Source organism: Actinosynnema sp. NPDC004786, assembly GCF_053601135.1.
The window spans coordinates 148,598-169,317 of record NZ_JBSGBG010000013.1 but is presented as its reverse complement, the minus strand read 5'-3'; the positions used below and the strand labels follow the sequence as shown (position 1 = coordinate 169,317).

Below are 20,720 nucleotides of genomic sequence, written 5' to 3'. Positions count from 1 at the left end.
AGTTACCTCCCGGTAGGGCGTCCTACCAGGATGTTAGCGCGCGTTCACTCCCTTGTCCGCTGTGCCGTCCGCAACAGCCCGCAGCGCCGCGTCCTTCTCCAGCACGAGGTCGGCGAGCGACGACTGGAACTCCGCCATCCGCTGTCGCAGGGCCGGGTCCGACGCCGCCAGCACCCGCACGGCGAGCAGCCCGGCGTTGCGCGCGCCGCCGACCGACACCGTCGCCACCGGCACGCCCGCCGGCATCTGGACGATCGACAGCAGCGAGTCCATCCCGTCGAGGTGCTTCAACGGCACCGGCACGCCGATCACCGGCAGCACGGTCGCCGACGCCACCATGCCCGGCAGGTGCGCCGCGCCGCCCGCCCCGGCGATGATCACCCGCAGCCCGCGCGACGCGGCCGTCGCGGCGTAGTCGAGCATGCGCTGCGGCGTGCGGTGGGCCGAGTACACGCCCACCTCGTAGCTCACGTCGAACTCGGCCAGCGCCTCGGCCGCGGCCTTCATCACCGGCCAGTCCGAGTCGCTGCCCATGATCACGCCGACGTGCGTCACTGCTCTCCTCCGTGGATGTCGTACCCGTCCGGCCACACGCCGTCGGACAGCCAGTGCGCGGCGAGCCGAGCCCGCTGCCGCACCTCGTCCATGTGCTCGCCGACCAGCGTCACGTGACCGATCTTGCGCCCCGGCCGCTCCGCCTTGCCGTACAGGTGCACGTGCGCGTCGGGGAACCGGGCGAACAGGTGGTGCAACCGCTCGTCCGGCCCCATCTCGGACGGCGAGGACGCGCCCAGGACGTTGGCCATGACGACGGCGGGCGCGGCGAGGTCCGTCGCGCCGAGCGGGTAGTCCAGCACGGCCCGCAGGTGCTGCTCGAACTGCGAGGTCCGCGAGCCCTCGATGGTCCAGTGGCCGGAGTTGTGGGGGCGCATGGCCAGCTCGTTGACGACCAGCCCGTCCGCCGTCTCGAACAGCTCCACCGCGAGCAGCCCCACGACGCCCAGCTCGGACGCGACCCGCAGCGCCAGCTCCTGGGCCTGCTCGGCGAGGGCTTCGCTCGCACCCGGCGCGGGCGCCAGCACCTCGACGCAGATGCCCTCCCGCTGCACGGTCTCCACCAGCGGCCACGCCGCGCCCTGCCCGAACGGCGACCGCGCGACCAGCGCGGACAGCTCGCGCCGCATCGGCACGCACTGCTCGACCATCAACGGCGTGCCGGCCGCCAGCAGCTCGGGCACGACCCGCTGCGCGCTCTGCGGTGTGTTCAACATCCACACCCCGCGGCCGTCGTAACCGCCGCGCACGGCCTTCAGCACGCACGGCCACCCGTGCCCCGCGCCGAACGCCAGCACGTCGGCCACCTCCCGCACGGCGGTGAACGGCGGCACGGGCACGCCCAGCTCCGCCAGCCGCTCGCGCATCACGAGCTTGTCCTGCGCGTGCAGCAGGGCCTCCGGCCCGGGGAACACCTTCACCCCTTCGGCGACCAGCGCGTGCAGGTGCTCCTGCGGCACGTGCTCGTGGTCGAACGTCACGACGTCGCACGACTTGGCGAACGCGCGCAACGCGTCGAGGTCGGTGTGCCTGCCCAGCTCCACCTCCCGGGCGACGAGCGCGGCGGGGTCGGAGTCCGACTCGGCGAGCACCCGCAACGACTGGCCGAGCGGGATGGCGGCCTGGTGCGTCATGCGGGCGAGCTGGCCGCCGCCGATCATGCCAACAGCGGGGAGACGGGTTCGGGAGTCCACGGTTCGGTGAGTCTACCTGCACAAACGCGACGCCTCGGGCAGAGGTCCCGCGCGCCTCCCCAGGCGCGCGGAACCCCTGCGGCAGGGTTGCCGCGGTGTGCCGGTCCGGGCGTCAGACCCGACGGGCCCGGCGGACCGCGGCGAAGGCGAGCGCGAACAGCGCGGCGGCGAGCCCGGCGAAGATCGAGAACTCGATCAGCTGGAACGACGCCAGGCGCTCGACCGGGTGGTAGTCGACGAAGTAGTGCACGTCGTGGTCGACCAGGCACCCGATGTACCCGTCGTTGCTCGTGGCGCCGTGGCAGCCCGCCGGGAACGGGATCTCGTTGCCCGCCGGGTCGGCGTAGCCGCCGGCCACCCGGTACGCGCCGTCACGCCCCAGGTCGGGGGACCTCGCGTACTGCTCGTACGGCGTCACCCGGCGCAGCGGCTCGTCGTAGTGCGGCCGCCAGAGCCGCGCCACGAGCAGGCGCGCCGCGCCGAGCCCGACCAGGGCGAGCCCCATCGCCGGCACCGTGCGCCGGGTCGTCGCGCCGGCCAGCAGGCCGAGCGCGAAGCCGAACACCGCGTAACCCGCCTGGACGTGCGGCGCCGCCTCGAAGGCGTCGCTCCCGAACGGGTGGAACGGCGGGTAGCCGTCGTGCACCGCGTTCAGGCTGTTCATCAGCGTGACCAGGGCCAGGCCCAGGCCGGCGGCCAACCCCGCGGCCGCCGCGCCCAGCAGCACGACCTTGGCCGCGAGCCAGCGCAGCGGGGTCACGTCCTGGCTCCACACCAGCAGGTGGGTGCGCTGCTCGTACTCCCGCGACAGCAGCGGCGCGGCCCAGAACACCGCGATCACCAGGCCGAGCGGGCCGGGCAGCAGCGCCAGCGCCTGCGCCACGCTCAGGTAGCTCCACTCGCCGAGCAGCTCGTGCGTGTCACCGGTCGCGTCCACGTGCAGGGCCATGCCGAGCGCCGGCGCGATCGCCGCGAGCACGGGCACGGCCGTGGCGAGGATTGTCCAGCGGTGCTGCCGCCAGGTCAGCCACGCGAGGTCGCCCCAGCCGACCCGGGCGCGCCCGGTCGTGGCGCCGGCCGTCGTGGTGGCGCTCATGCGGCGACCCCGTTCCGGCCGGCTTCGAGCTGCGTCAGCACGTAGTCCTCCACCGTCGGGGGTCGCAGCACCCACGGTGCCGCCGCCACCGGGCGCGGCGCGCCCACGGGCAGCCGGACCAGGAACGTCGACTGGTTGTCGACGTGCCGCGCGGCCACGACCTCGCCCGGCACGGGCGGCGCGTCCGAGCGCGGGCCGGTGCAGGAGACGTGCCGGTCGAGCAGCTCGTCCAGGTCGCCGCCCGCGAGCAGCCGCCCGTGGGCGAGGAGCAGCAGGTGGTCGGCGACGCCGGACAGCTCCGTGACGAGGTGCGTGGACAGCAGCACGGTCATGCCGGTGTCGGCGACCTCGGCGAGCAGCTCGGCGGTCGCCTCGCGGCGGGCCAGCGGGTCGAGGTCGGCCATCGGTTCGTCGAGCAGGAGCACGTCCGGCCGCGAGCCGATGGCCAGCGCGAACGCCACCTGCGCCCGCCGGCCGCCGGACAACCGGCCGCACGGCGCGTCCAGCGGGACGTCGAAGCGCGCCAGCCAGCGGCGGGCCCGCGCCTCGTCCCAGACCGCGTTCAGCCGCGCGCCCAGGCGCAGCACGTCGGTCGCGGTGAAGTGCCGGTAGACCGGCTTGTCCTGCGGCACGAACGCCACCCGGCCCACCGCGTCCGCCGACCCCTCGTCGGCGTCGAGGAGTCCGGCCAGGACCGTCATCAACGTCGTCTTGCCCGCGCCGTTCGCGCCCACCAGCGCCGCCACCCGGCCGGCGGGCAGCTCGAACGTGCAGTCCCGCAACGCCCACTTGGCGCGGTAGCGCTTGCCCAGCGCCCGCGCCCGCACCGCTGATCCGGTGTCGTCGGCGGGCGCGACCTTCCTGCTCATCGGACCACCACCCCCTCCCCTGCCATTGCCTGGTCGTCGTCCCCGCCCCCGGTGAGGACGGAGCGCACCAGCGCGTCGATGTCCTCTGCGTCCAACCCGGCCCCCCGCGCCTCGCCGACCCACGTGGCCAGCCGCGCCCGCAGCTCGGCCATCACCTCCGGATCGGTCGAGCCGAGGCCCGCCTTGACGAACGTGCCCGAGCCCTGGCGGGCCTCGACCAGACCGGACAGCTCCAGTTCCCGATATGCCTTGAGCACCGTGTTCGCGTTCACACCACTCCTCGCGACGACGTCGCGGACGGTCGGCAGCCGGTCGCCCGGCCGCAGCCAGCCCAGGCGCAGCGCCTGCCGCACCTGGTGGACGAGCTGCAGGTAGGCGGGGAGGCCGCTGGACCGGTCGATGCGGAACTCCACCCGATGCTCCAAATTGTTCTACTTGACTAACACACCGGAACATACCGCGCGCGCATGGCGGGCTGTCAAGCCGGGACGGCGCACGCGGCGGTCCTCTCTCGGCTCGCCCGGCCGGCGACCCCTCCCGCCCCGGACGGGTGGTGGCGCATCTCCGACGACGACACCGGCAAGGACGCGAAGTACGGCTGGGGCGCGACCGCGATCGACGGCAAGCCGGTCGGGCGACTGCAACTGCTCCGAGGAGCAGCGGTGGGTGGGCAGCCCGCCCCGGCCGACGCGCCGCTCCCCTCGCGCGCCGACCCGGCCCGGCGCGCCCCTCCCGCCCGCACCCCGATTCGACGCGGGCCCCCGCCCGCACGCCGGCGAGCGGCGGGTCAGCTCCTCGCGCCGGCGATCAGCGCCACGGCGTCGTCCCAGGTCGGGGGCAGTTCCTCCACCCGGACCCGGACCGGGCCGGCCGGCGCGACGTGCGGGTCGACGGCGAGCCGGTCCGCGGTCAGCACCCGCAGGTTGGCCAGCGCCCGCGGCAGGTGGCGGTCGCGGCGCAGCAGCACGCACGCCACCGCCGGGCCGGCCGAGGCCACCGTCTCGCCCGCGTCGAACACCTCCTTCAACGCGTCCGCCAGCAGCGTCATCGCCACCACGCGCGACCACCCGGACGTCCGGCTCAGGTCCAGCGCGACGAACACCAGCACGTGCTCCTGCCGGCCGGCGGCCCGCGCCTCCGCGTACACCTCGCGCAACCTGGTGCGCAGGTAGGCGGGCGTGGCCAGGCCGGTCAGCGGGTTGTCCGCCGCGCAGCTCGCGGCCCGCCTGCTCATCACGTCGCCCCAGCCCAGCGCGGTGGAGCGCAGCATCCGCGCCGGGATCGCGTCCACGCTCGGCGACACGATCCCGGTCGAGCCCTCCGGTTCCGACAGCACGGCGTGCAGCGCCGCGAGGTCCAGCAGCGTCTCCCCCAGCCCCGCGCCCGCCTCGGCCCGCGCACCCCCCAACCGGTACAGCTCGGCGCAGGCGTCGCCGTCGCCCAGCACGGCCCGGCAGACGTCGTCCACCTCCGCGAGTTGCCAGTCCGCCGGGAACGCCCAGCCCGCGGCCATCGTGGCGGTGCGCCACCTGGACCGCAGTGCCCGCGACCCGCCGGCCCCCGAGCGCTGTGCAACCGCTTCCCGAACACCCACCCGGATGCCTCCTCGACGATCGGTTCCGCACAGGAGACGTCGACCAAAGTCATCCATGACGGCACTTACTCCACCCGGTCGGGGGGTTGGAGGTGACGGTGCGCGACCCGGTGCGTCACACTGGCGCCGCGCGAGGAGGGAAGAGACACGTGGCGACCGTTCCTGCCGAAGTCCAGGGACCGAGCGACGCGGAGCTGATCGACTCCGTGCGCGGCGGGTCGACGGACGCCTACGGGGAGCTCTACGAACGCCACGTCACCGCCGCGTACAACCTGGCCCGCCAGCTCGCCCGGTCGTCCGCCGAAGCCGACGACCTGGTCTCGGACGCCTTCGCGAAGGTCCTCGACGCGCTGCGGGCCGGGCGCGGTCCCGACTCGGCGTTCCGCGCCTACCTGCTCACCGCGCTGCGCCACACCGCCTACGACAAGACCCGCCGGGACCGCAAGGTCGAGCTGGCCGACGACGTGGCCGAGGTCGCGCCCGAGGCGACGAGCGTGCCGTTCAAGGACACCGCCGTGGCCGGGCTGGAGCGGTCGCTGGCGGCCAAGGCGTTCGCCCGGCTGCCCGAGCGCTGGCAGACCGTGCTGTGGCACACCGAGATCGAGGGTCAGTCGCCCGCCGAGGTCGCGCCGCTGCTCGGCCTGACCGCGAACGGCGTGTCCGCGCTCGCCTACCGCGCCCGCGAGGGCCTCAAGCAGGCGTACCTGCAGGTGCACCTGGCCGAGACGCAGGCCGAGCGCTGCCGCGCGACCGTGGACCGGCTCGGCGCGTGGACCCGCGGCGGGCTGTCCAAGCGGGAGACCACGCAGGTCGAGGCCCACCTGGACGAGTGCACCGACTGCCGGGCGCTGGCCGCGGAACTGGCCGACGTCAACGGCGCGCTGCGCGGGATCATCGCGCCGCTGGTGCTCGGCGTCGGCGCGACGGGCTACCTGGCCGCGGCCGGCGCGGGCACCGCCAAGGCCGCCGCGGTCGCCGCCGCCGGCGCGGGCGGTGCGGCGGGCGCCGCCACCTCCCTGCCGCGGCAGTTGCTCGGGGCCGCCGCGTCGGCCGCCGCCCTGGTGGTCGCGGTGGCGATCGGCCTGGCGTCCGGCGGCGAGCAGGAGGTGCCCGCGGCGCAGGCCGTGCCGGCGCCCAGCACGCAGGTCGCGCCGACCACCCAGCCCTCACCGCCCGCGCCCACCGCGACGCCGGAGCCGACGACCGAGCCGTCCCCGACGCCGGAGCCCACGACCGAACCGACGACCGAACCGACGACCGAACCCGCGCCGACCACGGAGGCCGCGCCCGACCCCGAGCCGGCTCCGAACCCGGAGCCGGAACCCGAACCGCAGCCGGAACCGGAACCGCAGCCCACGCCGCCGAACCTGGTGCCCGTGGTGCCCAGCGGGTTCACGCTGACCCCCGGTGACGACCCCGTCGACCTGCCGATCGTGGTGCGCAACTCCGGGGGGACGGCGTCGGAGCCCGCGAGCGCGGTGCTGGCCCTGCCGCCCGGCGTGCGGTCCGTCGGCCCGGCCGCGTCCTTCGCCGGTCCGCGCCCGGTCCGGTTCGACGGCGCGGCCGACCAGTCGGTGACCTGCCCGGCGGGCACGGGCACGGTGACGTGCGCCACCACCCGGGGCCTCGCGCCCGGCGGCACGGCCACGTTCGTGTTCCGGGTCCAGGCCGACCCCGAGGCGGTGACGGGCCGGATCACCGGCACGGTCACCGCCGGCACGTCGGTGAGCGTCGCGGTTGCGGTCGACGTCGAGGTGCGCCCGGCGCGCGACGACCTCGACCTCCAGGTCCGGACGTGGCAGCACGGGTTCTGGGACCCGCGCCTGGACGTCAAGGTCACCAACACCGGCGGCCGGGCGGGCGACCTGCGGCTGGTCGTGGAGTCGGACGGGCACGTCGTGCTCGTCACGCTGTGGCCCGGCTGCGAGCGGTCGCCGCGCCGCATCACGTGCGTGGCGCCGTTGGCGCGCGGCGAGTCGTTCCGGTTGTCGGTGTGGGCGGTCGGGTGGCCGCACCGGGAAGGCGTGGTGCGGGTCGGCGCGACCCTCGGCAACGCGTCCGAGAGCGTCGAGGTGCCCGTCCCCGGCCGACCGGGCGGTGGCGACGACCACCAGCCGGAGCCGCCCACCGGCACCACCACCCCGAAGCCGACCACCACGCGCCCGACCCCGACGACGACCACCACGACCACGCCCGGCGCGCCCACGACCACCGAACCGCCCGCGCCGACCACGACGACACCGGCGCCGACCACGGAGCCGTCCACGCCCGCACCGACCACCACGACCACGCCCGCCACGACCGCGCCGACCACCACGACGCCGACGTCACCCACGCGCAGCGAACCGTGCCGACCCCGGCCGCCGTGGCTGCCGCCGCTGCTCGACGACCTGCTGCCCGGTCACTGCCGCACCCCTTCGTGATCGTTCGATCACGGCATCGGTAACCTGCCCCGGTGCTGCCACTAGTGCGCAGGGTAGTGGGCTCGCTACCCGAACCGCTCCGCTTCCTGATCAACAAGCACCGTGAGCTGATCCGCTTCGCCGTCGTGGGCGGCACGACATTCCTGATCGACAACGGCGTCTGGTACGCGCTCAAGCTGACCGTGCTCCAGGACAAGGTCGTCACGGCGAAGGCCATCGCGGTGCTGGTGGCGGTCATCGCGTCGTACGTGCTGAGCCGCGAGTGGTCCTTCCACACCCGCGGCGGCCGTGAGCGGCACCACGAAGCGGCACTGTTCTTCCTGGTCAGCGGCATGGGCATCGGGGTGAACCTGTTGCCGCTGTACGTCTCGCGGCACGTGTTCGACCTGCACTCCGAGGTGGCCGACTTCGTCGCGGGCTCGGTGATCGGCATGCTGCTGGCCACCGGGTTCAAGTACTGGGCGATGCGGAAGTTCGTGTTCCCCCAGGCCGACGCGCGACCGTCCGTGCGGTCGTTGCGCGTGGTGCCGGAGGAGCAGCGCGAGGTCGCCTGAACAGGCCGTTCACCCCGGTTTCCGTACACTGCCGGGGTGTCCGTAGCCGAGAACGTCGTCCTGCGCCTGCCCGAACCGCTGCGCTCGCTGGCCCTCAAGCACAGAGAGCTGCTGAAGTTCGCCGTCGTCGGCGGCACGTGCTTCGTCATCGACACGGTCATCTTCTTCGTGCTCAAGACGACCGTGCTGGCCGAGAAGCCGGTCACGGCGAAGATCGTCGCCACGCTCGTGGCCACGATCGTGTCGTACGTGCTCAACCGGGAGTGGTCGTTCAAGACCCGGGGCGGGCGCGAGCGGCACCACGAGGCGGCGCTGTTCTTCCTCGTCAACGGCATCGGCATCGCGCTCAACTCGCTGCCGCTGTGGGTGTCGCGCTACCTGCTGCACCTCCAGGAGCCGCACGTGAGCCGGATCGGCGAGGAGGTGGCCGACTTCGTCAGCGCGCAGATCATCGGCACCCTGATCGCCATGGCGTTCCGCTGGTGGGGCTACAAGAAGTGGGTCTTCCCGGAGGCCGACTTCCGCCCGCGCCGGGTGACGCGGGCCTACGACCGCCCGGCGGACGAGAACCCGACCGACCACGCCTGACGCCGACGCGCGCCCTGTCCTCGACCGCACGTGACGGCCGCGACCCGCGGCGCGGGCCGCTCAGCGGCCCCCGGCCAGGACCTCCAGCGCCGCGTCGTGCACGTGCCCGTTGCTCGTCAGCACGGTCCCGCCGTCGAAGCGCGCCGCGCCGCCGAGGTCGGTGAACCGCCCACCGGCCTCCGTCACCAGCACCTGGAACGGCGCGACGTCCCAGGGGTTCACGATCGGTTCCGCGGCCAGGTCGATCGCGCCCTCCGCGACCAGGCAGTGCTGCCAGAAGTCGCCGAACGCCCGGTTCTCCCAGCACGCGTCCACCAGCGCCAGGTACGCCTCCCGCGAGTGGTGCTCGACCCACGTGCCCAGGTGCGTGGTCGACAGGTAGGCGTCGGACAGCTCCCGCACCCCCGACACCGAGATCGGCCGCTCGCCCGACGCGTCCGACGTGTGCGCGCCACCGCCCGCGGCGGCCCACCAGCGACGGCCCAGCGCGGGCGCGCTGACCACGCCCACCACCGGCAGGCCGTCCACCACCAAGGCGATCAGGGTCGCCCAGACGGGTACACCCCGCAGGAAGTTCTTGGTGCCGTCGATCGGGTCGACCACCCACGTGCGGCCGTCGCCCGCCGTGCCGCCGCGCTCCTCGCCCGCGACCAGGTCGCCCGGGGCCTCGGCCGCGAGCACCGCCCGCAGCGCGTCCTCGACCGCCACGTCGGCGTCCGTCACGGGCGTGCGGTCGGGCTTGCGCTCCACCACGAGGTCGCGGGCGCGGAAGCGGGTCGTGGTGATCCTGTCGGCTTCGTCGGCCAACCGGAGGGCCAGGGACAGATCTGCGCGAAGGTCGGACACGCACGGGATCGTGCCACGCCTACGCTGGTTGTCGTGAGCGTGGTCTTGTTGGCCGAGGACGACCCGGCGATCGCCGAACCCCTCTCCCGCGCGTTGCAGCGGGAGGGCTACCAGGTGCAGGTCGTCACCGACGGTCCGGGTGCGTTGGAGGCCGCCACGCACAGCGGGATCGACCTGCTGGTGCTCGACCTCGGCCTGCCCGGGATGGACGGGCTGGAGGTGTGCCGCCGGCTGCGCGCGGGCGGTCGCGGCCTGCCGGTGCTGATGCTCACCGCGCGGTCCGACGAGGTCGACTTCGTGGTGGGCCTCGACGCGGGGGCGGACGACTACGTGGCCAAGCCGTTCCGGCTGGCCGAGCTGATGGCCCGCATCCGGGCGCTGCTGCGCCGCCGCGCGCCCGGCACGCTGGAGGTGAACGGCGTGCGCATGGACCTGGCCGCGCGCCGCGTCACCGTGGACGGGCTGGAGGTGCAGCTCGCGAACAAGGAGTTCGAGCTGCTGCGCGTGCTGATCCAACGCGCGGGCCAGGTGGTGCACCGCGACGAGATCCTCTCCGAGGTCTGGAACGACCCGGAGCTGAAGAGCAGCAAGACCCTCGACATGCACATGTCGTGGCTGCGCCGCAAGCTCGGTGACGTGCGCTCGGTGGAGCGCCGCATCGCCACCGTGCGCGGCGTCGGCTTCCGCTTCAACACCGCAGACTGATGCGCGGCCGGATCCTGCGGGCGATCCTGCTGGCCGTCGCGGTCACCGGGTTCGCCCTCGGCATCCCGCTCGGCTACACGGCCCTGCGGCTGGTGGAGGACGGCGCGAAGACCGACCTGGCCGCGCGGGCGCAGCGGATCGCGGCGTCCATCGACGACCAGATCGCGAGCGGCCGCGAGATCGACCTCAAGCCGGTCGAGGTCGGCGTGCCCGAGGGCGGCCACCTCCTGGTGACCTCCTCCGGCGGACAGCAGGAGTTCGGCCGCACGCCCGGTGACAACCCGCTGTCGGTCGAGGTGCCGATCGCGCAGCAGGGCACGGTGCGGCTGGAGGTGTCGTCCGCGCCCATGCGCACCGCGCAGTACCAGGTCGCCGCGCTGGTGGTGCTGCTGGTCGTGCTGTCGGTGAGCACCGGCACGGTGGTGGCCACGGTGACGGCGCGCCGGCTCGCCCAGCCGTTGCGGCACGTGGCGGCCCGCGCGGCGCGGCTGGGCGCGGGCGACTTCCGGCGCGACGACCGGCGGCACGACGTGCCGGAGCTGGACCTCGTGGCCGAGGCGCTGGACCGGTCGGCGGGCGCGTTGGCGCAGCTCGTGCAGCGGGAGCGCGAGCTGGTCGGCGACGTCTCGCACCAGCTGCGCAGCCGGCTTACCGCGTTGCAGCTGCGGTTGGAGGCGTTGTCGCTGCACCAGGAGCCGGACATCGCCACGGAGGCCAAGGCCGCGCTGGAGCAGGCCGAACGGCTGGCCGAGGTGCTCAACGAGATGCTGGCCGCGGCACGGGCCGCCCGCGCGGTCGGCGCGGAACCGCTCGACCTGGGCTCGGAGCTGACGGCCATCGCCGAGGAGTGGCGCGAACCGCTGCGCCGCGTCGGACGCGCGCTGCGGGTGAAGGTGCCGGAAGGGCTGCTGGCGCGTGCCACGCCCGCGCGACTGCGTGAGGCGATCGGCGTGCTGCTGGACAACGCGCTGCGGCACGGCGAAGGCATGGTTGTCGTCTCCGCGCGCCGTGACGACGGCACGGTCGTCGTGGAGGTCGCCGACGGGGGCGCGGGCGTGCCGGACGAACTCGCGCACCACATCTTCGAGCGCGGCGTGTCCGGCGGCGGGTCCACCGGTGTGGGTTTGGCGTTGGCGCGGGCCCTGGTGGACGCCGACGGCGGGCGGCTGGAGCTGTCCACCGCCCGGCCCGCGACGTTCGCGCTGTTCCTGCCCGTGCCGAAGGCCGAGGACGTGGTGGGCGTGACCTGGCGGACCGACCTCACGCCTCGGTAGGGGCGGCCTCCGGTTCGGCGGTCCGGGGCAGCACGCCGACCACGCCGCGCACGACCTGCGCCCACACCAGCCGGCCGAACAGGTAGTGGCAGGCGACGTCCTCGCTGGTGAACGCCGCCCAGTCGTACCGGTTGCCCTGCTCGCGCCAGAAGACCTCGAAGCCCTCCTCGGTCGGCAGCAGGCACCACGTGTTGTCGGCCTCCGCGCCGATCGACACGACCTCCGCGGGCACGCCGACCGCCAGCAGCCAGCCCTGGACCGACTCCGCGTTCATGCCATCTCCTCCAGGTAGCCCAGCGCGACCAGGTCGGCGACCGGGTGGGTGGCCCGGTACCGCACACCACCGCCGGGCTGGCCGAACCACTCGGCGGACAGCGTGAACCACACCGGCAGCACCCGGACCACCCGGTAGCGGTGGTAGCCAGCGCCGACCAGCGCGGGCGGCAGCGAGCGCTCGGCGAAGGGCGTGCCGAGCTGGGACAGCACCCGGCCCTCCGGCCCGCCGAACCGGTCCAGCTCCACGCCGACCGCGAGCACGCCCGGCCGGCCCTCCTCGTACCCGCCCTCGGGGAACAGCTCGCCGGGCGGCCAGGCGTACTCGGGCGGGTCGGCGCGGACCAGGAACCGGCGGTCCCAGTCGCGTTCGTGCATGCCGGCCAACGGGTCGTGGCCCTCCAGCAGCGCCGGGTCCGGCGCGCCGCCGGGGCCGAGCGCCAGGCGCGGCCGGTTCACTGCGGGCACCGGGTCCGCCGACGCGGTCGGCTCCGCGCCCGAGAGCCGGGAGCGCAGCCCGTCCCGGCCGCCGGCCCGCAGGTCGAGGCCGAGTTGGGCGGAGGTGTCCACCAGGTGGCCGTCCGGGTGGCCCTGCGGCGGGAAGCGCAGGCCCGCCGCGAACGCCTCGTCCTCCGACGGCGGCGGCAACTGGCGGGCGGGTGTCGCGCCGGGCGGCGGGAGCATCCCGCCGGGGAACATGTGCAGCAGGAACGCCGCCGCCGCTGCCGTGGTCGGCTGCGCCGTCCGCGCGGCCCGGACCGGGGGCGGGGTGTCGTCGGCCTCGGTCGGCAGGACCCCGGACAGCGGACCGGCCGGGAGGGGGCCGGCCGCGAGCGGACCGGTGGCGGCCCGGCCGCCGGTCGGCAGCGGGAGGATCGCGAACGCGAGGTCGCCGTCGACCACCTGCCTGCCGAGGGCCGCCAGGGTGTCCCGGAGGTCCCGGGGATCGGCGTCGTCCCGGGACTGGGCGGCCGCGCCTTCGCCCTTGGCCGCCTCGCCCTTGGCCTGCGCGTCGGGCTTGGCCGCGCCCTCGCCCTTGGCCTGGCCTTCGGGCTTGGCCTGCCCATCGGCCTTGGCGGCGGCTTCGGCCTTGCCCGGGCCCTGAGCGGACTGGTTCTGCCCCGACTGGCCCTGCCCCGACTGCGCCGAACCGGACTGGCTCGCGCCGGGCTGCGCCTGCCCCGACTGCGAGGAACCCGACTGCGCCGAACCGGGCTGGCCGGAGCCCGGCTGACCCGCCGGGGTCTGGCCGGGTTGCGGGGCTTGGGCGGCCTTGGCCTCGGCCTTCGGGGCGGTCTGCTGGCCGGGCTGCTGGCCCGGGGCCTGGGTGGTCGCGGGGGCGTTGGGGGCGGTGGTGGCGGCCGGTGCCGGAGTGACGGCAGCCGCAGCGGCAGCCGCGGCCGGAGCACCCGTCGGCCCACCACCGAGGGACGGCCCGCTGAACGACGGTCCCTGCGGCGCGGCCGGGTTGGCGGCCGGCGCGGCGGGCTGCGCGGGCGCGTGCGGCGCTTCGGCGTGTGGCAGCAGCGGGCGGTCCAGGACCGCCGCCGACGACTGGTTGACCGTGCCCTCGGTGCGGGTCACCGCGTCCACGACCGGACCCGCCGCGGCCGGCACCGCGCCGAGCACGGGGTTCACCAGGTCGCCGACGACGGTGCCCGGTCCGGGCGGGGTGCCGCCGCGACCGGGCGGCACGTGATCGGGGCCCGGCCCGTGACCCGGCGCGTGGTCGGGTCCGTGGTCGCGGCCCGGGGCCACGGTCTCCGTGACGCCCTGGACCCCGTCCGCCGCGCCCTGGACGGTGCGGTCGACCGCGTCGCCCACGACGTCGACGGTCTCCACGACCGGCTGGGCCACCACGTTCACCGTGTCCGTCACCGCGCCGACGAGCCCGCCGATCAGGCCGGGTGCCTGGCCGTGACCCGGAGCGGCACCCGGAGCAGCAGCGCCCGGAGCAGCGGCAGCCGGAGCAGCGGCAGCCGGAGCGGCGCTGCCGGCGCCACCTCCCGAACCGCCGGAACCCTCGGACCCGCCGGGCAGCAACCCGTCCAGCAGCCCGAGGCCCAGGCCGCCACCCGACGACCCACCACCCGGGAGCCCACCGGCCGGCCCACCGCCGTGCGGTCCGCGACCGCCCTCCGAGGGACCTGCGCCCGGTCCGGCGTCACCGGGCGCGTGCACGCCGGGGTTGACGTCGACCGGCGGCCGGTGCCCGCCGATCTGCACACCGCTGTCCAGCCGCACCGCGCTGGTCAGCGTGTCGGTCAGGTGCGCGACGTTCGCCGCCGCGCCCCGGACCGCCGTCTCCAGCCCGAGCAACGCCGTCGGGTGGCCGGCGTTCGCGGCCTGCTGCGCGGCGTCGGTGTTCTTCGCCAGGTTGACCAGCTCGCGCACCAGCTCGACCTTGGCCGCGCCGATCTGCTCGGCCGCGTGGTCCAGCCGGTCGGCAGCCGCCGCGCAACCGCGCAGCACGGTGTTCACCGTGCCATCCGGCGCGGTGAACGTGTTCCAGTGGCCGCGCGCCGCCTCGCCGGTCGGGCCGGACAGGGCGGCCAGCGCCTTGCCCGCCGAGCCGTCGGACTCGCCCGCCAACGTGGAGAGCTTCGCGCCCGCCTCCCGCCACGCGGCGGCGGACGCCCGCAACGCGTCCTCGTCCGCCTGGGGCCAGGACACCCCGGCCTTGGCGGCGACGTCGGCCAGCTCGGCCGGCAGCTCGATCCCCATCACGGCCCCCTGAGTCAGATCGCGCCGAGCGCGGTGCGGTTGCCCTCTTCGGTGTCGCGGTACGTGCGGGCGGTCTCGGCGAAGCGCTCCCCGACGCCGCCGAACCCGGCGCTCAGGCCGGACAACCCGCTCAACGCCTCGCCGGACGGCCCGACGTGGCTCGCCGCGAAGCTCTGCCCGATCGCGTCGCCGCCCCAGCACTCGCCGAGCGAGTCCAGCGCGCCGCCCAGGTCCCCGGCGATCTTGCGGGCCCGCTCGGCGAACGCGGTGAAGTCCTCCGCGCCCTCGGCGAGCCGGGCGAGGTCGGTGTGGAAGCCGGTCATCGCGTTCTCCTCGCGCGGATCGGGGTGGGTACGGGCGCGCCCGCGTCGGCGTCGAGCCAGTCGCGCTGCTCGAAGTCCTCGTCGTCGGCGACCGGGCGGCGGGCGGCGGGCGCGGCCTGCTCGGGGGCGATCTCCTCCGGGCGGAGGTCCGCGGTGCCGCGCAGCAACGCCTCCGGGTCCGTGCCGGCGGGCAGCACGGGGCTCAGCGCCCGGTAGGCGCCCTCCGCGGCCTTGGCCACCGCCTCCTGCGCGGTCCGCAGGACCAGCTGGGCCAGTTGCGCCGGCCGCAGCCGGTACGCGTGGTCGGCCAGCTCCAGGTCGACCAGCGTGCCCCTGGCGTCGACCACGGCGGTGACCGCGCCGTCGGGGCTCGTGGCGGAACCGGAGACCCGGGCCAGGTCGCGCTGGACGGACGCCAGCTGGTCGCGGCTGCGCCGGTAGTCGGCGAGCAGCTCGTCCACCTGGGCGCGGTGATCGGTCGTCACGGCCACCTCCGGGTTGCGCCGTCGCCGGGCATGGTCGTCGGTCGCGCGTTGGACGTTACGACCGCGGTCCCGGTTCCCGCCCGTTCCAGCGAAATCCCGGCGTGGACGGCGCGGTGCACGGTGCGGGCCAACGCCGAGCCGATCACCGACCGCGGCCCGCCGTAGGGCTCGACCGGCCCGTCCAGGGGGCACAGCAGCACGACCGCGTCGGTGACGGTCCCGGTGCCCGGCACGCCCGCCTCGCCCAACGCCTGGGCCTTGGCCTCCGCGACCGTGGCGACCGCGTTCACCAGGGCCGCGTCCGCGAGCCGCACCGGCAGCACGCACACGGCGTTGATCGTGCCGACCTCGGGCAGGTCCCCGGCGGGCGGCCCGGCCGCCCACGTGGGGTGCGCGCCGATCCCCGTCGTCACCCACGACCGGACGCCGCCGTCGGTCTCCAGCACCACGTCCCGCACGTCCACGGCGGTGAGCAGACCGGTGCCGGGGCCCGTCAGCCCGAGGCCGGCCGCGATCTCGCCCACGTGCACGTCCGGGTCGAGGCGCGCGTAGTCCTTGGGCACGGTCGCGTTCAACGCCCAGTGCCGGACGCCCAGGCCGCCGCCGTGCGGGCCGGACGAGATCGCCAGCACGGGCCGGGGCAGCCGCCACACCAGGACGCCGGGGTGCCGTTCCACCGCGGGCACCGCGCGGCCGGGCGTGCCGCGATCGTCGGCCGCGGCCTGCTCGACCACCCGGCTACCCCCGCAGCGCCCGGACCACCCGCGACGGGCTCGGCCGACCCAGCCGTTCGGCCATCCACGCGCTGGTGTCGGCGAGCTTGTCCAGGTCGACGCCGTGCCCGACGCCCAGCCCGTCCAGCATCCACACCAGGTCCTCGGTGGCCAGGTTGCCGGTCGCCGACTCGGCGTAGGGGCAGCCGCCCAGCCCGCCCGCCGACGCGTCGATCGTGCGCACGCCGGACTGCATCGCGGCCAGGGTGTTCGCCAGCGCCTGCCCGTAGGTGTCGTGGAAGTGCACCGCGAGCCGGTCCACGCCGTCGAAACCGGCGAGCAGCGCGGTCACCTGGCCCGGCGTGGCCACGCCGATGGTGTCGCCGAGCGAGAGCTGGTCGCACCCCATGTCCAGCAGCCGCTTGCCGACGCCGACCACCTGCTCCCGCGGCACCGCGCCTTCCCACGGGTCGCCGAAGCACATCGACACGTAACCGCGCACGGCCAGCCCTTCGGCCTTCGCCCGCGACACGACCGGGTCGAACATGGCGAACTGCTCGTCCAGCGACCGGTTCAGGTTGCGCCGCGCGAACGTCTCGGTGGCGCTGGCGAAGATCGCCACGTGCTCGACGCCCGCCCGCAGCGCCCGCTCCAGCCCGCGCTCGTTGGGCACCAGCACCGGGTAGCTCACGCCCGGCCGCTTCACCAGGCCGGCCAGCAGCTCCTCCGCGTCGGCCAGCTGCGGCACCCACCGGGGGTGCACGAAGCTCGTGGCCTCCAGCACCGTGCCGCCCGCGTCGGCCAGCCGGTCCAGGAACTCCAGCTTGGTGGCGACGGGCACCACCTCGGCCTCGTTCTGCAACCCGTCCCGCGGCCCGACCTCCCAGATCGTCACGCGGTCCGGCAGACCGCTCGCGCCGACGGTGTCCGGCAGGCCGACCTCACGCGCGCCCATCTGTGACCCTGTCCTCCGTCCGGTGGTCCCCGACCCGGTCGCGCCCGGGGTGCAGCAGCGAGAGCACCTCGTCCACGGCCGGGATGTCGTCGAACTCCCACGGCTCGTCCGCGCCCGACTCGACGACGAGCGTGCCGCAGCCGAACAGCCGGTCCACCGGGCCGCGCTCGGAGCGGACGCCGTCGATGCGGTCCAGGCGGATGTCCAACCCGGTCCGCTTGAGCACGCCGAACCGGTACATCACCCGTTCGTCGGTGACGATGAAGTGCGTGGTGCGCCAGCGCACCAGCGGCGCGAGCGTCAACCAGGCGATCAGCACCGCGGCGAGCGCGGCCAGGGCGGTCCACGCGACCGACGCCCAGCCGAAGTCGGACACCAGCACCGCGAGGTAGGCGCCGCCGACGACCACGACGACGAGCACGAGCACCGGCGCGATCAGCGTCTTCCAGTGCGGGTGCCGGTGCACCACGACGTGCTCGCCGGTGCGGAGCAGGTCGTCCGGGTAGGCCACGACGGGTCCCTTCGGTGCGGTGCTCGCCTGGTGGGGAGCAAGCCTCACCGTACCCGCAGGTGCACCACGTCCCCGGCGGAAACGGTGTGGTCCACGCCGGTCTGGTCGCGCACCACGAGCGTGCCGTCGGGCTCCAGGTCGCGGGCCGTGCCGACCAGCGCGTCGCCCTTGGCCAGCTCCACCCGCACCCGGCTGCCGAGCGTGGCGCAGTGCCGCCGGTACTCGTCGCGCAACGACGGCTCGTCGCCGCCCGCGCGCCGCCACGCGTCCTCCAGCCCGGCCAGCTCCCGCAGCAGGGTGATCGCCAGCGCGGTGCGGTCCAGCGGGCCGGCGTGGTCCTCCAGGCTCGTCGGCCGCAGGCCGCCCGCGCCGGGCCGGACGCCGTCGGGCAGCGCGGCCACGTTGAGCCCCATGCCGACGACGACGGCCGGCGTCGCGCCGGCGGTGATCTCGGCCAGCACGCCCGCCGCCTTGGCGTCGCCGACCAGCAGGTCGTTCGGCCACTTCAGGGACGCCTCGACGCCGACGCCGCGGGCCGTGCGGACCAGCGCCAGCCCGGCGAGGAGCGTCAGCCACGGCCACCGCGCCGGCGGCACCCCGTCCGGGCGGAACAGCACGCTCGCGTAGAGCCCGCCGGCGGGCGAGGTCCAGTCGCGGTTGCGGCGGCCCTGGCCCGCGGTCTGCCGTTCGGCGATGAGCACGGTCCGGTCCCGCGCGCCCCGGATCGCGGCGTCGCACAGGTCGGTGTTCGTGGACCCGGTCTCGGCAACCACGTCCAGGGCCGCGTAGGGACCGAGGAGGCCGGCGCGCAGTGCGGCGGTGTCGAGAGTCACCCGCGCAGACTAGTGAGCGACCCGCCCCGCCCGCTGTGTCGGAGCGGTGTGGACGGCGGGGCGGATCACCGCGGCCAAGCCTGCAACCTCCACCGCGCTGGAGGTCAACCCGGTCTTCGTGAGCTGGGCTACTACGCCCGGCCGTGCCGGGAAGGGCTGGTTAAGCTGCCCCGCTATGAGCAGTGCGACCGCCCCCATCGGCGAGGAGCCGGACGTCCACACCACCGCCGGGAAGCTGGCCGACCTGCGCCGGCGCAACGAGGAGGCCGTGCACGCCGGCTCGGCGCGCATGGTGGAGAAGCAGCACGCCAAGGGCAAGAAGACGGCCCGCGAGCGCATCGAGCTGCTGCTCGACCCCGGCTCGTTCGTCGAGCTGGACGAGCTGGCGCGGCACCGCTCGACGAACTTCGGGCAGGAGCGCAACCGGCCCTACGGCGACGGCGTGGTGACCGGCTACGGCACCGTCGACGGCCGCCCGGTGTGCGTGTTCAGCCAGGACGTCACGGTCTTCGGCGGCTCGCTCGGCGAGGTCTACGGCGAGAAGATCGTCAAGGTCATGGACCTGGCCATCAAGACCGGCCGGCCGATCGTGGGCATCAACGAGGGCGGCGGCGCGCGCATCCAGGAGGGCGTCGTCTCGCTCGGCCTCTACGGCGAGATCTTCCGCCGCAACGTGGCCGCGTCCGGCGTCGTGCCGCAGATCTCGCTGATCATGGGCGCGAACGCGGGCGGCCACGTCTACTCGCCCGCGCTGACCGACTTCGTGGTCATGGTCGACCAGACCTCGCACATGTTCATCACCGGCCCGGACGTGATCAAGACCGTCACCGGCGAGGACGTGGGCTTCGAGGAGCTGGGCGGCGGGCGCACGCACAACACCAAGTCGGGCAACGCGCACTACCTCGGCGAGAACGAGGAGGACGCCATCGCCTACGTCAAGGAGCTGCTGTCCTACCTGCCCGCCAACAACATGTCCGAGCCGCCGGTCTTCGACGCGCCGGACGACGTGGTGCACGGCTCGATCGAGGACTCGATCACCGACTCCGACCGCGAGCTGGACACGCTGATCCCGGACTCGGCGAACCAGCCCTACGACATGCACGAGGTCATCACCCGCGTGCTGGACGACGGCGAGTTCCTGGAGGTCCAGCCGCTGTTCGCGCCGAACATCCTGGTCGGCTTCGGCCGGGTGGACGGCCACTCGGTCGGCGTCGTGGCCAACCAGCCGACCCAGTTCGCGGGCTGCCTGGACATCGACGCCTCGGAGAAGGCCGCGCGGTTCGTGCGGACCTGCGACGCGTTCAACATCCCGGTGCTGACCTTCGTGGACGTGCCCGGCTTCCTGCCCGGCACCGACCAGGAGTGGAACGGCATCATCCGGCGCGGCGCGAAGCTGATCTACGCCTACGCCGAGGCCACCGTGCCGCTGGTCACCGTGATCACCCGCAAGGCCTACGGCGGCGCGTACGACGTGATGGGGTCCAAGCACCTGGGCGCGGACATCAACCTGGCGTGGCCGACGGCGCAGATCGCGGTCATGGGCGCGCAGGGCGCGGCGAACATCGTGCACCGCAAGACGTTGGCGAGCGCCGTGGCTTCGGGCGAGGACGTGGACGCGCTTCGGGCCCGTTTGCAGCAAGAATACGAAGACGCCCTCTGCAACCCTTACGTCGCGGCCGAACGCGGCTATGTTGACAGTGTGATCCCACCCTCGTACACGCGTTCACACGTCGCACGGGCGCTGTCCATGCTGCGGGACAAGCGCGAGGCGCTGCCGCCCAAGAAGCACGGGAACATCCCGCTGTGAGCGGGGAGACGCACCTCCGGGTGGTGCGCGGCAACCCGGACGACGTGGAGTTGGCCGCGGTCGCGGCGGTCGTGGTCGGCCTGGCGGGCGCGGGTTCGCCCGTCCCGGCGCAGCCGCACCGCTCGGCGTGGTCGGACAAGGCCAGGCAGGTCAGGCGCCCGTTGCCGCACGGTCCGGGCGCGTGGCGGGCCTCCGGCCTGCCCGGCTGAGCCGCACCGCACCCGACTCGCCGCCCACCGCCGCCGGTCCGACCCGGCGGCGGCCTTCGGCCTGCCCACCAGTCGACGCGGCATCGGTCTTCGACGCGCTCCGCAGTCGCTGCGGCGACGGTCTTCGGCGTGCTCCGCAGTTGGCGCGGCGGCGGTCTTCGGCGTGCTCACCAGCCGCCCCGGCGACGGT

General features: G+C 74.9%; 22 protein-coding genes. 7 read left to right on the top strand and 15 right to left on the bottom strand.

Translation table 11 applies throughout. The features are described 5' to 3' along the window. Positions 1-33: 33 nt before the first annotated feature. The 6 genes from purE to ACWEFJ_RS14445 form a co-directional block, all read right to left on the bottom strand. Entirely contained in the window at positions 34-534 is a 501-nt protein-coding gene (gene purE / locus ACWEFJ_RS14470) for a 5-(carboxyamino)imidazole ribonucleotide mutase (RefSeq protein ID WP_378088494.1), read from the bottom strand. A 17-nt stretch (positions 535-551) separates the two neighbouring features. Continuing rightward, positions 552-1,748: a 5-(carboxyamino)imidazole ribonucleotide synthase gene (locus ACWEFJ_RS14465; RefSeq protein WP_378088423.1), complete on the bottom strand. Its 1,197-nt coding sequence runs from the start codon at positions 1,746-1,748 to the stop codon at positions 552-554. A 112-nt stretch (positions 1,749-1,860) separates the two neighbouring features. After that, positions 1,861-2,844, bottom strand: a complete 984-nt coding sequence (locus ACWEFJ_RS14460) for a hypothetical protein (protein WP_449713993.1) — start codon at positions 2,842-2,844, stop codon at positions 1,861-1,863. After that, positions 2,841-3,713, bottom strand: coding sequence for an ATP-binding cassette domain-containing protein (locus tag ACWEFJ_RS14455; RefSeq protein ID WP_449713992.1), 873 nt, complete (start codon positions 3,711-3,713; stop codon positions 2,841-2,843). The genes ACWEFJ_RS14460 and ACWEFJ_RS14455 overlap by 4 nt, the downstream gene beginning before the upstream one ends. Next, positions 3,710-4,126 (bottom strand): GntR family transcriptional regulator, encoded by a 417-nt coding sequence (locus tag ACWEFJ_RS14450; RefSeq protein ID WP_378088429.1) that lies wholly within the window; start codon positions 4,124-4,126, stop codon positions 3,710-3,712. The genes ACWEFJ_RS14455 and ACWEFJ_RS14450 overlap by 4 nt, the downstream gene beginning before the upstream one ends. 374 nt (positions 4,127-4,500) lie before the next feature. Further along, positions 4,501-5,226, bottom strand: coding sequence for a GGDEF domain-containing protein (locus ACWEFJ_RS14445; RefSeq protein ID WP_378088431.1), 726 nt, complete (start codon positions 5,224-5,226; stop codon positions 4,501-4,503). A gap of 230 nt (positions 5,227-5,456) precedes the next feature. On the opposite strand from ACWEFJ_RS14445, the gene ACWEFJ_RS14440 reads away from it, so the two are divergent. The 3 genes from ACWEFJ_RS14440 to ACWEFJ_RS14430 are packed head-to-tail and all read left to right on the top strand — an operon-like array spanning position 5,457 to position 8,872. Next, the gene (locus ACWEFJ_RS14440; RefSeq protein WP_449713991.1) at positions 5,457-7,730 is read left to right on the top strand and encodes a sigma-70 family RNA polymerase sigma factor; all 2,274 of its coding nucleotides are present in this window, start codon (positions 5,457-5,459) and stop codon (positions 7,728-7,730) included. A 35-nt stretch (positions 7,731-7,765) separates the two neighbouring features. Continuing rightward, positions 7,766-8,284, top strand: a complete 519-nt coding sequence (locus tag ACWEFJ_RS14435; RefSeq protein ID WP_378088496.1) for a GtrA family protein — start codon at positions 7,766-7,768, stop codon at positions 8,282-8,284. A gap of 36 nt (positions 8,285-8,320) precedes the next feature. After that, positions 8,321-8,872: a GtrA family protein gene (locus ACWEFJ_RS14430; protein WP_449713990.1), complete on the top strand. Its 552-nt coding sequence runs from the start codon at positions 8,321-8,323 to the stop codon at positions 8,870-8,872. A gap of 60 nt (positions 8,873-8,932) precedes the next feature. Here ACWEFJ_RS14430 and hisN read toward each other — a convergent pair whose 3' ends face one another. Next, the gene (gene hisN, locus ACWEFJ_RS14425) at positions 8,933-9,718 is read right to left on the bottom strand and encodes a histidinol-phosphatase (RefSeq protein ID WP_378088436.1); all 786 of its coding nucleotides are present in this window, start codon (positions 9,716-9,718) and stop codon (positions 8,933-8,935) included. Between the two features lie 39 nt (positions 9,719-9,757). Here hisN and ACWEFJ_RS14420 point away from each other — a divergent pair, with 39 nt between their 5' ends. Together ACWEFJ_RS14420 and ACWEFJ_RS14415 are read left to right on the top strand one after the other, a co-directional pair. Then, positions 9,758-10,423 (top strand): response regulator transcription factor, encoded by a 666-nt coding sequence (locus ACWEFJ_RS14420; protein WP_378088498.1) that lies wholly within the window; start codon positions 9,758-9,760, stop codon positions 10,421-10,423. Next, positions 10,423-11,697 carry an ATP-binding protein gene (locus ACWEFJ_RS14415; protein ID WP_378088438.1) on the top strand — a complete coding sequence of 425 codons (1,275 nt, stop codon included), beginning with the start codon at positions 10,423-10,425 and terminating at the stop codon, positions 11,695-11,697. Before ACWEFJ_RS14420 ends, ACWEFJ_RS14415 begins: the two co-directional genes overlap by 1 nt. Here the strand turns inward: ACWEFJ_RS14415 and ACWEFJ_RS14410 are convergent. The 8 genes from ACWEFJ_RS14410 to ACWEFJ_RS14375 are packed head-to-tail and all read right to left on the bottom strand — an operon-like array spanning position 11,684 to position 18,514. Further along, positions 11,684-11,971 (bottom strand): hypothetical protein, encoded by a 288-nt coding sequence (locus ACWEFJ_RS14410; protein ID WP_378088440.1) that lies wholly within the window; start codon positions 11,969-11,971, stop codon positions 11,684-11,686. The genes ACWEFJ_RS14415 and ACWEFJ_RS14410 overlap by 14 nt on opposite strands. Beyond that, complete coding sequence (locus ACWEFJ_RS14405) at positions 11,968-14,694, bottom strand: TNT domain-containing protein (protein ID WP_449713989.1); 2,727 nt, start codon at positions 14,692-14,694, stop codon at positions 11,968-11,970. Before ACWEFJ_RS14405 ends, ACWEFJ_RS14410 begins: the two co-directional genes overlap by 4 nt. A 14-nt stretch (positions 14,695-14,708) precedes the next feature. Continuing rightward, the gene (locus ACWEFJ_RS14400; RefSeq protein WP_378088444.1) at positions 14,709-15,017 is read right to left on the bottom strand and encodes a WXG100 family type VII secretion target; all 309 of its coding nucleotides are present in this window, start codon (positions 15,015-15,017) and stop codon (positions 14,709-14,711) included. Next, on the bottom strand, positions 15,014-15,502 hold the full coding sequence (locus ACWEFJ_RS14395; protein WP_449713988.1) for a YbaB/EbfC family nucleoid-associated protein: 489 nt from the start codon (positions 15,500-15,502) through the stop codon (positions 15,014-15,016). Before ACWEFJ_RS14395 ends, ACWEFJ_RS14400 begins: the two co-directional genes overlap by 4 nt. Then, complete coding sequence (locus ACWEFJ_RS14390) at positions 15,499-16,236, bottom strand: adenosylcobinamide amidohydrolase (RefSeq protein ID WP_449713987.1); 738 nt, start codon at positions 16,234-16,236, stop codon at positions 15,499-15,501. The genes ACWEFJ_RS14395 and ACWEFJ_RS14390 overlap by 4 nt, the downstream gene beginning before the upstream one ends. 4 nt (positions 16,237-16,240) lie before the next feature. Further along, positions 16,241-17,170: a hydroxymethylglutaryl-CoA lyase gene (locus tag ACWEFJ_RS14385; RefSeq protein WP_449713986.1), complete on the bottom strand. Its 930-nt coding sequence runs from the start codon at positions 17,168-17,170 to the stop codon at positions 16,241-16,243. Beyond that, positions 17,157-17,681, bottom strand: a complete 525-nt coding sequence (locus ACWEFJ_RS14380) for a PH domain-containing protein (protein ID WP_378088452.1) — start codon at positions 17,679-17,681, stop codon at positions 17,157-17,159. Before ACWEFJ_RS14380 ends, ACWEFJ_RS14385 begins: the two co-directional genes overlap by 14 nt. 44 nt (positions 17,682-17,725) lie before the next feature. Then, complete coding sequence (locus ACWEFJ_RS14375) at positions 17,726-18,514, bottom strand: biotin--[acetyl-CoA-carboxylase] ligase (RefSeq protein WP_449713985.1); 789 nt, start codon at positions 18,512-18,514, stop codon at positions 17,726-17,728. Between the two features lie 175 nt (positions 18,515-18,689). Here ACWEFJ_RS14375 and ACWEFJ_RS14370 point away from each other — a divergent pair, with 175 nt between their 5' ends. Together ACWEFJ_RS14370 and ACWEFJ_RS14365 are read left to right on the top strand one after the other, a co-directional pair. Continuing rightward, positions 18,690-20,321 carry an acyl-CoA carboxylase subunit beta gene (locus ACWEFJ_RS14370; RefSeq protein WP_449713984.1) on the top strand — a complete coding sequence of 544 codons (1,632 nt, stop codon included), beginning with the start codon at positions 18,690-18,692 and terminating at the stop codon, positions 20,319-20,321. Next, the gene (locus ACWEFJ_RS14365; protein ID WP_449713983.1) at positions 20,318-20,530 is read left to right on the top strand and encodes an acyl-CoA carboxylase subunit epsilon; all 213 of its coding nucleotides are present in this window, start codon (positions 20,318-20,320) and stop codon (positions 20,528-20,530) included. The genes ACWEFJ_RS14370 and ACWEFJ_RS14365 overlap by 4 nt, the downstream gene beginning before the upstream one ends. Positions 20,531-20,720: the final 190 nt, after the last annotated feature.